Genomic DNA, 15,195 nt, shown 5'->3' with positions numbered 1-15,195 from the left:
GACCTTTGCATGGTATCAACAGCATCCCTTGCCAACCTTGGTGGATCAGCATCAGCTCCAATAGTAGCCTCTGCTTATGACGCATCCTATGCAGGTATAGGGGTACTAATGGGAGTACTAGGAGCAGCTGTTGGTAACTTCTTTGGTATCGGAATGGGACAAATCCTCAAGCTATTGAGTTAATTTAATAAGTTTAATAGGTTCAGTAAAAAATTAATTATAAAGGAGGAAGGTTATGTTAAAAAACGTATTTAAAAAATTTAGTTTAATAATGTCGATATTATTTGTTGCAAGCATTGTTTATTCTGGAAATGTATTTGCTAATAGAGATATTAATCAAAATGATGCGGACGATGTTAAAGAAGCAGTATATTTAGGTGTTGAGGGTTATGGTAGTTTGGAAAAAAATGAAGATGAATCATCACTAAAGAATTTCACTCATAAATTTTTTATAGACGGAAAAACTGAAAGTCTAAAAATAAAAAGTGAGGATTTGAGAAGTAATGGATTACCTAAATTTGATTTACAAAATAAACTATGGGAAGGCTACATTTATGATGTAGTAATTTCAAATGGCGAAGTTGTTAATTTATCAAGATTAGATAAATCTGATTCAGACGTGGTAGAAGGAAAAGTTATAGATGTAAAAAATGATAGTATTTTTGTAGATAACAAAGAAATCAAACTAAATGAAGAAAGCAAAGTTTATAAAATTTCTTGGTTACCAGGAGGATCCACTGTTACAGAAAGTAGCATTAATAATCTTGCAAACTCACAAGTTAAAGTTACTTTAAACAGAGATAATACTGCTAAAAACATTTATATAACATTTGTAGCAGAAAAGTATACTACTCCTGTTGTGTATAATCCTGGACAAAGAACACTTAAAAATTTTTTAGCAAGTGCACTTCAACCAGTTGGAACAACACTATATATATATGGTGGAACTTGGGATTGGCAAGATGATGAGTCAAGTATTAATTCAACTAGTATAGGTATAGCAGATTCATGGGTTGATTTCTTCCAATATCAAGATGCAGACTATTCTTATAGCTTAGATGAAACAGATAATGCTAGAGATTATTATCCTAATGGAAGTTGGAATCAATATTATTATGCAGGTATAGATTGTTCAGGTTATGTTGGATGGGCGATTTATAATACATTGAATCAAACTGACGGTAATGAAGGATATGTAATGAGTGCTACAAAAATGGCCAAGACTTTTTCAGAAAATGGATGGGGAACATATACTCAAGATATTTCAATTCCCAAGAACGATATAGAATCAGATTTTAAACCTGGAGATATTTTCTCAATGAATGGTCACGTTTGGATTTGTTTAGGAACTTGTAGTGATGGATCTATTGTAATTATGCACTCAACTCCATCAGATTCAAAAACAGGTAAACCAGGTGGAGGAGCACAAATATCTGCCCTTGGTTATGATAAAAATTGTGAAGCTTACAAGTTAGCAAACTATTATATGACAAGATACTATCCTAGATGGTCAGAAAGATATGACGCTGTATTAAAAGATATTAATGCTTATACTAAATTTAGAGTAGATACTAAAGCTGGAAAGTTTTCTTGGGATCTTGAAAACGGAGTTATAACAGACCCAGATAACTTTGTTAATAAATCTCCTGAAAATATTTTAAAAGAATTATTTGAAGAAACAGATAAGAAAAATCAAGGAAATACAGAATCTTATTATTATAGAGATAGAAATTCAAAGACTTATCCTGTTTTTGTAAGTGTAAAATCTACAGATACAAAAAAATCAACTGATCCAGAAACTAACCAAAACTTATCATCTAAAATTATCTTAACTATTGACTCTAAAGAAGCTAAATTTATAATTAATGGCAAGGAAACAACTAGAACTCTGGACGCTGAAGCTGTTATTAGAAATGGAAGAACTATGATTCCAATGAGATTTTTTGCTGAAAGCATTGGTGTTACAGTAAACTATGATAGAGATACAAGAGTAGCTATATTCGAAAAAGACGGTAAAGTTGCAAAAGTTCAAATTGATGGAAATGAAATTGAACTTAGTGATGGAAGGAAAATAAAAATGGATAGTAATGTCCTTAATATAAACGATAGAATTTTAATTCCTCTAACTAATATAGCTAATGTTTTTGATATGACAAATGGAGATATCAAAGATGGAATAAACCAAGATATAGAATGGGATGCAGATTCAAGAACAGTTACAATTAATCTTATTAAATAAAAAAATCTCTAATTATTAAATAACAATTAATGATTTAGGAGAACCTTGAATTTAGATAGTTTAGTTTTCATTATAGAGACCTCCTAATAAAAATAATTATTTTATTAGGAGGTCTTTTAATTATATTAAATAATAGGAGGAAATTATGATTATAGGTGTTCCAAAAGAAATAATGAAAGATGAAGCAAGGGTATCAGCATCACCAGAATCTATAAAAAAATACATAGATGATGGATTTGAAGTCATTGTTGAATCAAAAGCTGGAGAAGGTGCTCACTATTTTGATGAAGACTACAAAAAGGCAGGAGCGAAAATTGTAGATGGGCCAGCTGAAATATATGAAGAAGCTGACATAGTTTTAAAAGTTAAGGAACCATTATTTAATGAAGAATTAGGTAAACATGAAGTAGATTTAATGCACGCGGGCCAATATTTAATTACATTTATTCATCCTGCAGCACCAGCAAATCATGAGATGGTAAAAAAAATGGCTGAAAAAAGAATAGTTTCATTTACACTTGATGGTATTCCTAGAATTTCTCGTGCACAGAATATGGATGCACTAACATCAATGTCAACATGTGCGGGTTATAAAGGAATCTTGATCGCTGCTAATCTATTAACTAGATTTATTCCCCAAATATTTACAGCAGTGGGTATGATGAAACAAGCTAACGCTCTAGTTATTGGAACAGGTGTTGGTGGTCTACAAGCTATAGCAACGGCAAAGAGATTAGGTGCTAATGTAAAGGCAGCAGACATTAGGCCAGATGCTGCAGAACAAGCTGGAAGTTTAGGGGCTAAAGTAATAGACTTAGGTGTAGATCCTAAACTTGCTGTTGGAGAAGGTGGATATGCTTTAGGACTACCAGATGATGTGTTAGTTAAGGAAAGAGAATTACTAAAGGATCACGTTAAAGAAGCAGATATTATTTTTTTATCAGCTTTAGTTCCAGGAGAATTGGCACCTATTTTAATTACTGAAGAAATGGTAAAGGATATGAAAGATGGATCTGTTATAGTAGATATTTCTATAGATCAAGGAGGAAACTGCGAAATCACTCCTCCAGGGGAAATTGGAAATAAATACAATGTGTCTTTAGTTGGAATAAAAAATATACCAGGTGAATTACCAACTTCATCAACATGGATGTTCTCACAAAACTTATATAATCTTGTAAAGTATCTATTTAAAGATAATAAACCAGTATTTGATTTAGAAGATGAGATAGTTTATAAATCTCTTACAACTTATGATGGAAAAATTGTTCATAAAGGTGCTAGAAAAGCAATGGGATTAGGTGATTAAATGGATATTTTACTAAATCCAATGGCGAAACCTATAATTTCTATATTGCTGTTTGTAGTGTCAATGGTTTTAGGATATAAAATCATAAAAAATGTACCAAGTTTACTTCATACTCCTTTAATGAGTGGTATGAATGCACTATCAGGGGTTACCATAATTGGCGCCCTGATAGTTTTTTCAAAAGAACTTGGAACTTTAGGTAAAATTTTTGGTTTTATAGCTATTGTACTTGCAACTTTTAATGTGGTTGGTGGTTTCAAAGTAACAGATAGAATGTTAAAGATGTTTTCAAATAAGTAAGGAGAATTTTATGTTTATTTTAGGAATCCTTATTTTAGTTATACTCTTTGGAATAAACTTAATGAGTAAGGTCAAAAGTGCAAAGTTCGGTAATAGGTTATCTGCTTTTGCTATGTTTATAGCTATAATTTATACAATGATTGAAGCTGAATTATTAAGTCAACCTATAGTTTTATTAGGTATTTCAGTTGGGCTTTTTGTAGGATACTATGTGGCTATAAAAGTTAAAATGATTGAAATGCCACAAACAGTAGCTTTGTTAAATGCGTTCGGTGGACTTGCTAGTGCTATTGTAGCTATAATATCAATCAATATGGAGGATAAATTTGTAATTATTACAGGAGTATTAGCTATATTTATTGGTGTTGTTACTTTTGTTGGAAGTGTTGTTGCAGCTCTTAAACTTGCGAAAAAGATTAATGGTAGGCCTATAGTTATTAAGGGACATTCAATATTATTAGACATGAGCTTAATAATAAGTATAATAACAGCTATATTAATGATAGCTGGAGCAGCTAATAAAATAATTTCTATATATCTTATTTTAATTTTATCAACAGTCTTTGGAATACTATTCTCTTTAAGAGTCGGTGGAGCTGACATGCCTATAGTAATATCATTACTTAACTCCACATCAGGAGTTGCGGGATCTATTTCGGGAATGGTAATTTTTAATCCTTTGCTTATATCTATTGGATCTATAGTAGGAGCAAGTGGACTTATATTGACACAGATTATGTGTAAATCAATGAATAGAAGATTAATAGATATATTAATAGGATATAAGAAAAAAAATCTTATCAAAAATAAAAGTTTATACGATTCAATAGAAGAAAAGGATTCTGAATCCATTAATAAAGTGTCAGAACAAAAACTCTACAATCATTTTGACTATGGTAATCTAAATAAAGTAACAATAGTGCCAGGCTATGGGATGGCTTTATCGCAAGCACAGTCTAAAGTAAAAGAATTAATGGAGGCTTTAGAGCAGAAAGGTGCAGAGGTGGACTTTGCAATTCATCCAGTAGCAGGTAGAATGCCAGGGCATATGAATGTTTTACTTGCAGAAGTAGATATAGACTACACAAAATTTAAAGAACTAGAAGAAGCAAACCAAGAGTTCAAAAATGATGACTTAGTAATAGTTATAGGTGCAAATGACGTAGTGAATCCAGCAGCAAATACAGCAGAAGGTACTCCAATATATGGAATGCCAGTATTAAATATAGATGAATCTAAAAAAATGTTCATCTTAAACTTTGATAAAAAACCAGGCTATGCAGGAGTAGAAAACCCACTATATGAGGATAGTAATACTAGATTAATTTTAGGAGATGCTAAAGAATCGATAGGTACATTACTAGAAGAAATTAGAAGAGATAATACAAGTCAAACAGTGAACGAGAAAAAAATAAGCGATAAAAACATAAGCTACAATAATTTAAAGAAAGTAACAATAGTACCAGGTTATGGAATGGCTTTATCGCAAGCACAATCTAAAGTAAAAGAACTAATGGAGGCTTTAGAGCAGAAAGGTGCAGAAGTAGATTTTGCAATCCACCCAGTAGCAGGCAGAATGCCAGGACATATGAATGTTTTGCTTGCAGAAGTGGATATAGACTATACAAAATTTAAAGAACTAGAAGAAGCAAATAAAGAGTTCAAAAATGATGATTTAGTAATAGTCATAGGTGCAAATGACGTAGTGAATCCAGCAGCAAATACAGCAGAAGGTACTCCAATATATGGAATGCCAGTATTAAATATAGATGAATCTAAAAAAATGTTCATCTTAAACTTTGATAAAAAACCAGGCTATGCAGGAGTGGAAAATCCTATATATGAAGATAGTAATACGAGATTAATTTTGGGAGATGCTAAAGAGTCGATAGATATATTATTAGATGAAATTAGAGGATGAAATCTATTAAAACTATCAAAATAATTTTTATAACATAAAAAAATAATATAAAGTTATAAAAATATTTTCCTAAAAGAAAATTCCTCCTAAATTGATTAAAAATATTACAAAAAGATCTCCAGTTTTTGGAGATTTTTTTATTGGGTAAAACAAAATTTTTAATAAGAAAACAAAGAAAAATACACTTTTAAATTCTCTATAAAATTGTATTTTTAGAGAAGAGTCTTGAAATTAAATTTTTAAAAATCTAAAATCCTATTTCACTTAAAAGAGATATAGACTTGTATTTCTAAAGGGTCAAAACTTTAACTATAAACTAATTTAAAGCGAAATAAGTCAAAGGTGGGAAGGGAAAAATGTTTTTCTTATTTATTAAATTCACTAGACTAGGCTTTTTGTTAAGGTTATAATTAATTTAATCATGCAATTATTTTTAATGAGAGGAGACTTTATATGCAAGATTCACAAAAGAAAATTAAGTGGAATGCCCTGGCTTTTATGGCCTTCTCCACTTTATGGGGTTTTGGAAATGTTGTTAACGGTTTCGTATTCTTTAACGGAATCCAAGTAATATTTTCATGGATCCTAATGTTCGCACTTTATTTTATTCCAAACGCTCTAATGGTTGGAGAACTTGGTTCAGCCTTCAAGGATGAGGGTGGTGGAGTTACATCATGGATAAGATCAACTTCTAGCGATAAGTTAGCTTATTACGCAGGTTGGACTTATTGGGCATGTCACATTACCTACATTGCTTCTAAGGGTTCTGGTGGACTAAAGGCTATGTCTTGGATGTTCTTCCAAAATGCAGAAGTTTATGACTCCCTACCAACTGTTTATGTACAAATCGCAACTCTAGCAGTATTTTTAATTTTCTGCTGGGTAGCAAGTAGGGGACTTAACCCACTTAAAAACCTTGCAACTATTGCGGGTTCAAGTATGTTTGTTATGGGTATTCTTTACATCTTAATGATGCTAGCTGCACCAAAAATCAACCCAAATGGTGGTTACCAAGCTATGGACTGGTCTCTTAATAATTTAATCCCAACATTTGATATGAAGTATTTCACTTCTTTATCAATTCTTGTATTTGCTGTTGGTGGTATTGAAAAGATGAGTCCTTATGTAAACAACATGGAAGGTAACTCTTCAAAGGAATTCCCTAAGGCAATGATTTTCGCTGCTGTAATGGTAATTATTTCTGCTATCTTTGGTACTATTGCCATGGGTATGATGTTTGATCCTGCTATTATTAATTCAGATCCAGCAACTTTTGACTCTTATGCAGCTAACGGTGCTTACTGGGCCTTCCAAAAAGTTGGAGAATACTATGGTCTTGGAAATTCAATTATGATTGTTTACGCTTTATGTAACACTATCGGTCAATTCTCTACACTTGTTGTAAGTATTGACGCACCACTTAGAATGTTACTTGATGATGATAAGACAAATAAATACATCCCAAGAAAACTTCTTAAGAAAAATAAATACGGTGCTTACATCAACGGTATTAAACTTATAATTGTTCTTGCAGGTTCAATCATACTTGCACAAATCCTTGTGCCAGGTGCTGCAACTGTATTAAGACAATTAACAAAACTTAACTCAATCACAATGCCACTTCGTTACCTATGGGTATTCTTGGCATATATCTTCTTGAGAAAGAACAGGGGCGACGTAGAAAGAGACTTCTACTTCACTCGTAAGCAAGGTCTTGCTCTATTCTTTGGATTCTGGTGCTTCGTAGTTACAGCTGCTTGCTGTATCCTAGGAATGATTTCAGATGACCCAATGCAAATGGCACTTAACATAATTACACCACTTGTACTTGTTGCACTTGGAGTAATCCTACCAATGATTAGGGCAAAGGAAGATCAAAAACTTAGCTAAATTCTAAAAGGAGGAAGTATGAATTATTTAGAAACTTCAAAGGAATTGTTAGAATTTATTAGAAAATCTGCAAGTATGTTCCACACAATTGATACTGTGAAGACATATCTTGACAAGGAAAACTTTAGTGAATTAAAGGAAGGCGAAAGCTGGACTATTGAAAAGGGCAAAAATTATTACACTACAAGAAATGACTCAAGTATTATTGCCTTTAAGGTAGGTAGTGACCTTTCAGATTACCACTACCAACTAGTGGCTTCTCACTCAGACTCACCAACTTACAAGGTAAAGAGTATGCCAGAGCTAGATGGCCCAGGAGACTATGTAAAACTAAATGTAGAAGTTTATGGTGGACCAATTGATTCAGTTTGGTTCGACAAGCCACTTACTCTTGCAGGCAGGGTACTAGTAGAAGAAGATGGCGCCATAGTTTCAAAGCTACTTCACATTGACAAGGATATTTTAATTATCCCTAATGTTGCCATCCACATGAATAGGGATGTAAACAAGGGCTATGAATACAATAGACAAGTTGACCTTCTCCCACTATTTACAAGTGGAGCTATGAAAAAAGGCGACTACAACAAGATGATAGCTGAAGAACTTGGAGTTAGTGAAGATCAAATTATTTCTAAGGACTTATTCTTAGTAAATAGACAAGAAGGAAAAATCTGGGGCTACAAGGATGAATTTGTTTCATCTCCAAAACTTGACGACCTAGAATGTGCCTTCACTTCACTTAAGGCCTTTATTGCAGGATCTAACGACAAGGCAGTAAATGTTTACTGCTGCTTCGACAACGAAGAAGTTGGATCAAACACAAAACAAGGTGCCATGTCTACCCTTCTTCACGACACATTAAAGAGACTTAACGCAGGTCTTGGTTTTGAAGAAGAAGAATACCACAAGGCTGTTGCAAAATCCTTCCTAGTAAGTGCTGACAACGCTCATGCAGTTCATCCAAACCACAAGGAATTAACTGATGACGAAAACAGAACTTTCATGAACGAAGGAATTGTAATCAAGGAAGCTGCTAACCAAAAGTACACATCAGATGCCTTTTCACAAGCAGTTTTCAAAAAGATTTGCGCTCTTGTTGATGTACCAGTTCAACACTTTGCCAACAGATCTAACATGCAAGGTGGCTCAACACTTGGAAACTTATCAAACACACAAGTTTCCCTTCACGCAGTTGACATTGGACTACCTCAACTAGCAATGCACTCCAACTACGAAACAGCAGGAGCAAAGGACCCAGCTTACATGGTTAAGGCCCTTACAAAATACTACAACACAAATATAAAAATCGATGGAGCATCAAAAATCTCTGTTGAAGAATAAAATAAGATTTAAATTCTAAATTTAAATAAATACTTTTTAGAGTAGGCTTAGGCCTGCTCTTTTTTTATTGAAATAAAAATTTTTACAGAGGATTTACTTTTAATAATCTCAATTTAAACAAAATTTTTTTATACTTATCAAAGGAAAATTTAGGAGGTTAAAAAAGTGAAAAATAATTTGAAAAGAAGTTTTTTGTCATTATTTTTACTTGTTGCATTGTTTGTATCACTTATTCCAAGTGGAATATTTGCACAATCAAAAGTAGTTGCAGAGTGGGATTTTAGTAAAGAAAATTCTACTGGTTCCATTGGTGATGGAACTTTAAAGATTAAAGATACAAGTGGAAATAATAATGACTTGGAAATGCAAACTTACACAGGTGGACATTTAACTGATGATAAGTCTAGTGAAAATTGGGAAGATTATCTAAAGTTTTCGAGTGAATCTATAAATGGAAAGGGCTCAATTGAATTTGCTGGACTTGCAAAGGATAAGGGTGCCGATTTTGTAACAGTAAATGACGCGCCAATAAACAAAGAAACATTTAGTGATGGCTATACAATTGAAATCTTGTATTATTTGCCAAAGGACTGGACTAATAATGACAAATGGATGGGAATGCTTGCAAGACAAGTTGCCGACACAAAGAATGTAAAGACAATGGACGAGCCTGAACTTGGTTCAACTTCTATTGCAGTTTCAAATTGTAAAGAAGTTCAATACTTAACTGTGAACGAAGATGATTCTCATCTTATGAAATCTGCTGTATGGTCTGTTGCCATGGATAAGGGCGGTCAATGGTATCACATAGCCATAACTTGTGATAACCAAGGAAATATAAAGTCTTTCTTAAATGGAGCGGAGTCTTTTAGGAATTATAAATCAAGTGATGGTGGAGCTATGAGAGGAATTTTTGCTGACCCAGCAGACGGAAGATTTAGAGTTGGTTCATCTTGGTGGAAAGAAGGAAGTCAAACTCTTGATAAGTTTTTAAATGGAAATATTGAAACAATAAGAATTTCTAAGGGAGCACTTTCTAAAAGTGAGTGGTTAATTCCAAATCCAGAAAGTCTAGCAGGAGATTTTGGTACAAATAAGGAATTTGCCTTGGAGAACAAAAATAATTACAATTTTGTATTTTTACCAGATACACAAAACACTGTAAAATTCAAACCAGATGTAATGGACAGTGCCATTAGAGGTCTAGTTAATGATGCAGACAAGGGAAATATTAAAGCAGTTTCACACCTTGGAGATATTGTAGAAGACTTTGATGACAAGACACAGTTTGAAAATTCTAAAAATACATTTTATAAACTTGCTGATTCTAAAATAAAAACCTTGATTATTCCAGGTAATCACGATTACTGGCCAGAAGAAGGATATGGATATAATGATAAAGAATTTTACATGAATCCAAACAACAATCCTCTTGATATGTTTTATAGAGATTATTATGGAAAAGATTCAGATTTTACTAAAAAGGCCACATATGTAGTAAATGATTCTCCTTCTGGCAGATCATCTTACATGAAGGTAAGGGCAGGCTCCTATGAATATTTAATGGTGGGTCTATCTTGGTATGACCTTGGACGCGATAAGGATTGGTTTGAAAATATTTTAAAAGAAAACAAAGAAAATCCAACAATAATTGTGGCTCACAACATAGTTGACTGTTCAGATACAGAACCATCTTCAGTTCAATTTTCAGGCGTTGGAGATGAAATCTGGAATATAATTAAAAAATATGATCAAGTATTTATGACAGTGTCTGGTCACTATCATGGAGCAGGAAATAAAGTTTATATGAACGACAAGAATAAACCAGTTATAACAATTCTAGCTGATTATCAATTTTCCTATAATGGTGGAAATGGATTTTTCAAATATGCAGAATTTGACGAAGATGCAAATAAAATTTTCTTAAAGACTTATTCACCTTATGCTGCAAGTCTTTCTGATTCTGAAAAAACTTTCTTTGATGTAAATTATATGCTTGGAAAGGGAAATGACGATGTACTTGACTTAAACTTCGACAATAGATTTGATTTTGCAAAAAAATATCCAAGAGAAGTTGAAAAAGATGACAAGAATGTAATTCCTTGGACTGAAATAGAGGACAATGCCAAAATAATTGATAATGATGTGGAAGAAAATTGGAATGATAATTTAACCCACAGAAAACATCATGAAAAAACTTATCCAGTCTATGCTGGCACTTCAATATTTTCTGAAAACAAAAATCTTGAAAAAGAAGTAGACAAGAAAACAGAAGGCAAAAAAGCTGATGTAACAGATTATGAAGGCCACTGGGCAAAAGAATTTATCGAAAAAGTTTTAGATAAGGATCTTATGGACTTAATAAATGGAAAATTCTTCCCAGATAGAAAGGCAACAAGATTTGAACTTGTAAAGGCACTTGCAAAGATGCAAAATGTAAATCCTAAAGAGTACACTGAAAATATTTATAAGGATTTAAATAAAGATTCAGAAGAAAGTGGCTATATTGTATGGGCAAGCAAGAAGGGCATAGTATATGGATATGAAGATGGAGAATTTAAGGGAAATAGAGAAATTTCAAGAGAAGAAGTAGCAGCTATCTTAAATAGATATGTGGAAAAACTTGGAATTGAAAGAAAAGAAGCTGAAGATATTAATTTTAAAGATGAAGCAAAGATATCTTCTTGGGCAAAGAATGAAGTCAAAAAAGCAGTAAGTAGAGGTCTATTTACTGGAAGAGATGATGGAAGCTTTGACCCTAAAGAAAATATAACAAGAGGAGAAATTGCGAGAGTAATTGTAAATTTACTTTAAAAAATTTTCTTTTCTTAATTTAATAGATCCTTAAAGAGTAGGCTTAGGCCTGCTCTTTTTTAATGAAATAAAAATTTTTAACAAAAAATTTTACGGGGTGGTAAAATAAGTCTAGCTAGAGAGATGGCAGGGTGATATTGTGGAAAAATTTATTAGAGTTCGCGACGGCGCAAGGATTTATGTAAAAATTCTTGGAGAGGGCGAGGACCTTCTTCTCCTTCATGGCAACGGTGACGATTCCAATTTTTTTGAAAAGCAAATAAGGGAATTTAAAAAATTTTACAGGGTCATAGCCATGGATACTAGAGGCCACGGAAAGAGTGACAGGTCTAAGGACTTAAACATGGAGGACCTATCTCTTGACGTCCTAGATGTCTTGGACTTTTTAAAAATAGAAAAGATAAACTTGCTTGGCTTTTCTGATGGAGCAAATCTTGCCCTAACCTTTGCCAAGAATTTTCCAAATAGGATTAAAAGACTTATTTTAAATTCTCCCAACAAAGAATTTTCTCAAGTCAAATTTATTCCAAGAGTTTTATCCTATATTTTTTACTACAACCTATTGTTTTTATCCAAGATCTTCACAAGTCTTGAATATTATTTCTCTGTCTATTCATTAAATTTTTCTAAGTTAAAGATAAAGGACTCGGACTACGAGAAGTTTGACTTCCCAGTTTTAATTTTGGCTGGAGAGAAGGACTTAATTTATCTTGAGAACTTTTATAAAATTGCTAAAAAAATAAAAAAATCTAAATTATACATTATAAAAAATCACGGTCACAAGGTTGCCAGGTCAAACCCTAAAGAGTACAACAGGGTGGTCCTTGATTTTCTAAAAAAAGAGGTTAAGAAATGAAAAATTTAAAAAAAATATTGTCTTGGATAAGGCCCATCTTCCTAGGTGGTGTTATCTTACTTGTTGTCCTTGAATTTACAAAACTAAGAAAGGAGATTTCTCCACAAGAAATTTCAGCAATCTTCCATGAACTTTCTTTGGTAAAAGTTTTTGCCATGGGAGCCTTGGGTTTTCTTGCCTTCTCTCCTATGATATTTTATGACATCTTGTTAAGTGACTTCTTGGAACTTGACAGAAAAAAATCCTACATCATTAAGAGGTCCATTACAGTTAACTCCTTTAACAATCTAATAGGTTTTGGAGGAGTTATAAATCTTGGCCTCAGGATAAGATACTACGGACAAGGAAAAGAGGACAAAAACCTTTTAAAGTTTTTAGTTAAGTCCCTCTTATTTGATATAGCAGGCCTATCAAGTTTGGCACTCTTGTCCCTTGTCTATATCCTTGCATCAGGTGAGGAAGTCCTCTTCCACTACAGCCCTTGGCTTTTTGGAGCAATTCTCTACTATCCAGTTTTATTTTTTGTTTCAAAATTTAAAAATGATGGAGACTTTTCTATTTCCAAAAAATACGCAAGAGATGTGTCTTTGGTTTCCCTAGTGGAATGGTCCTGCGCAAGTTTTTTCTTCTATATTATCGGAACTTTTCTTGGTGTAAGACTAAGCATATTTAAGGTCATAGGAATTTTCGTAATTGGATGTATTCTTGGACTTGCTTCCTTTATACCAGGTGGACTTGGATCCTTTGAACTTGTTGTCTTGGGAGCCTTAAAATCCTTCGGCATTGACACAGAATTAATTTTATCCTGGCTTCTCCTATACAGACTCTTTTACTACATCCTTCCCTTTATGGTGGGAGCAGTATTTTTTGTTCATGACTTGGGATTTATCTTTGATGAGAAGAATGACAAGATTCCCTCGAGAATTATAAAGTCACTGGGTCTTGATATTTTCTCTGTAATGCTTTACCTTGGTGGGGCCTTTATGATTTTTTCATCAACAATTCCCGACGAGTTGTCAAAGTTTCATTGGCTTAGGAACTTTTCGCCTATTAATGCCAACTTGCTTTACCAATTCCCAAGTATAATCTTTGGACTTGCCTTTATTATTTTGGGACGAGCCAAGAGGGAAAGAGTGAAGAGGGCAGGAGGCTTAAGCTTAATAATTTTAAGTCTTGCCTTAGTTTATTCAATCTTTTCAGGCTTTGGCTTAATTGAAATTTTCTACATCTTAATATTAATTTACCTAGGAGTGAAAACTAAAGACGTGGCAACAAGAGAACAATTTGTTTATTCGCCAGAGGCCCTAACTTTGGATATTCTTGTCCTTGCCTTCATCTCTCTTGTGACGATTTATTTTATGGCTTTAAACTACAGGCTCACTCCCCTAAACTACAAGGACTTTCTTTTGATCCCCTTTGAAAGATCCTTCCTCAACTTTTTCTTCCTCTTCTTGATTTTAATTTTTATAATGAAGGTTTTGATGGGATACTTAAAGGGAGAAAGAATTAAGCTAGGCGAAGAACTTGATAAGGACAAGGTCATGAAGATTTTATCAGGCTACCAGTCTGGACCAGAAGCTTCCCTAGCCCTAGTTGGCGACAAGAAAATTTATTATTATGAAGAAGAAGGTCAGGCAACTTGCGGCATGTCCATTTACACCTATTGGGACAGGGTTATTGTCATGGGGTCACCCTTTGGTAAGGAAGAGGACTACAAGAAGCTCCTTGAAAAATTTGTAAGCGATGCAGACCTATATGGTTATAAGGCAATTTTTTATGAAGTTGGAGAAGAAGAAACTATTAAGCTCCATGACTTTGGCTTCTCCTTTATAAAGTTTGGCGAAACAGCATTCATTGACCTAGAAGAATTTAGCCTAGAGGGTCGTGACCACAAGTCACAAAGAAATGTAATGTCAAAATTCGAAAAGAACTCCTACAGCTTTGAAGTTGTAAGTGGTCCCTTTGACAAGGACTTCTTAGATACTCTCGAAGAAATTTCTAATGATTGGCTTGGAGGAAGAAGGGAAAAGGGATTTTCTCTTGGCTACTTCGACAGGGACTACCTGGGACTTTGCGACATGGCAATAATAAAAGATGAATATGGAAAAATTCTTGCCTTTGCAAATATTATGCCAAACCCTGGAGATACTTGGGCAACAATTGACCTCATGAGGTATTACAGAGAGGGAACTCCCAACAGCATTATGGAATATTTATTTTTAAATCTCTTCCTCTACTTTAAGGACAAGGGAAAAAAATATTTTGCAATGGGGATGGCGCCACTCTCCAATGTTGGGATCAACAGCAACAGCTTTGTGGAAGAGAAAATTGCTTACTTGGTTTATAAGTTTGGTTACAAGTTTTATTCCTTTGAAGGCCTTAGAGCTTACAAGGAAAAGTTCAAGCCAATTTGGGAGCCAATTTATCTTTCCTACCCAAAGAAGTCTTGGCTTCTTTACACAATGATTGCCATCTTCATGGTGGATAGCTTGGCGGCAAAAAACAAGAATGAATAAAATTATTTG

General features: G+C 33.5%; 10 protein-coding genes. All 10 read left to right on the top strand.

What is annotated here, in order from left to right; genetic code table 11:
• Window positions 1-183 (top strand): DUF819 family protein (locus tag HMPREF3023_RS09285; protein ID WP_144019637.1); only part of this gene is annotated, 183 nt, incomplete at its 5' end.
• A gap of 52 nt (window positions 184-235) precedes the next feature.
• Window positions 236-2,239, top strand: a complete 2,004-nt coding sequence (locus HMPREF3023_RS09140; protein ID WP_070702785.1) for a copper amine oxidase N-terminal domain-containing protein — start codon at window positions 236-238, stop codon at window positions 2,237-2,239.
• Between the two features lie 145 nt (window positions 2,240-2,384).
• Window positions 2,385-3,548: an NAD(P) transhydrogenase subunit alpha gene (locus HMPREF3023_RS09135; protein WP_070702784.1), complete on the top strand. Its 1,164-nt coding sequence runs from the start codon at window positions 2,385-2,387 to the stop codon at window positions 3,546-3,548.
• Window positions 3,549-3,848 (top strand): NAD(P) transhydrogenase subunit alpha part 2, encoded by a 300-nt coding sequence (locus tag HMPREF3023_RS09130; RefSeq protein WP_210400927.1) that lies wholly within the window; start codon window positions 3,549-3,551, stop codon window positions 3,846-3,848.
• A 10-nt stretch (window positions 3,849-3,858) separates the two neighbouring features.
• Complete coding sequence (locus HMPREF3023_RS09125) at window positions 3,859-5,769, top strand: NAD(P)(+) transhydrogenase (Re/Si-specific) subunit beta (protein ID WP_070702783.1); 1,911 nt, start codon at window positions 3,859-3,861, stop codon at window positions 5,767-5,769.
• 453 nt (window positions 5,770-6,222) lie between these two features.
• Window positions 6,223-7,659, top strand: coding sequence for an APC family permease (locus HMPREF3023_RS09120; protein WP_070702782.1), 1,437 nt, complete (start codon window positions 6,223-6,225; stop codon window positions 7,657-7,659).
• Window positions 7,660-7,677: 18 nt separating this feature from the next.
• The gene (locus HMPREF3023_RS09115; protein WP_070702781.1) at window positions 7,678-9,000 is read left to right on the top strand and encodes a M18 family aminopeptidase; all 1,323 of its coding nucleotides are present in this window, start codon (window positions 7,678-7,680) and stop codon (window positions 8,998-9,000) included.
• A gap of 165 nt (window positions 9,001-9,165) precedes the next feature.
• The gene (locus HMPREF3023_RS09110; protein ID WP_070702780.1) at window positions 9,166-11,814 is read left to right on the top strand and encodes an S-layer homology domain-containing protein; all 2,649 of its coding nucleotides are present in this window, start codon (window positions 9,166-9,168) and stop codon (window positions 11,812-11,814) included.
• A 139-nt stretch (window positions 11,815-11,953) separates the two neighbouring features.
• On the top strand, window positions 11,954-12,670 hold the full coding sequence (locus tag HMPREF3023_RS09105; protein WP_070702779.1) for an alpha/beta fold hydrolase: 717 nt from the start codon (window positions 11,954-11,956) through the stop codon (window positions 12,668-12,670).
• Window positions 12,667-15,186 (top strand): bifunctional lysylphosphatidylglycerol flippase/synthetase MprF, encoded by a 2,520-nt coding sequence (mprF, locus tag HMPREF3023_RS09100; RefSeq protein ID WP_070702778.1) that lies wholly within the window; start codon window positions 12,667-12,669, stop codon window positions 15,184-15,186. Before HMPREF3023_RS09105 ends, mprF begins: the two co-directional genes overlap by 4 nt.
• Window positions 15,187-15,195 lie beyond the last annotated feature (9 nt).

It is taken from the genome of Peptoniphilus sp. HMSC075B08 (assembly GCF_001815405.1).
GTDB lineage: Bacteria > Bacillota > Clostridia > Tissierellales > Peptoniphilaceae > Peptoniphilus_A > Peptoniphilus_A harei.
This window is presented reverse-complemented; position numbering and strand designations above follow the sequence as displayed.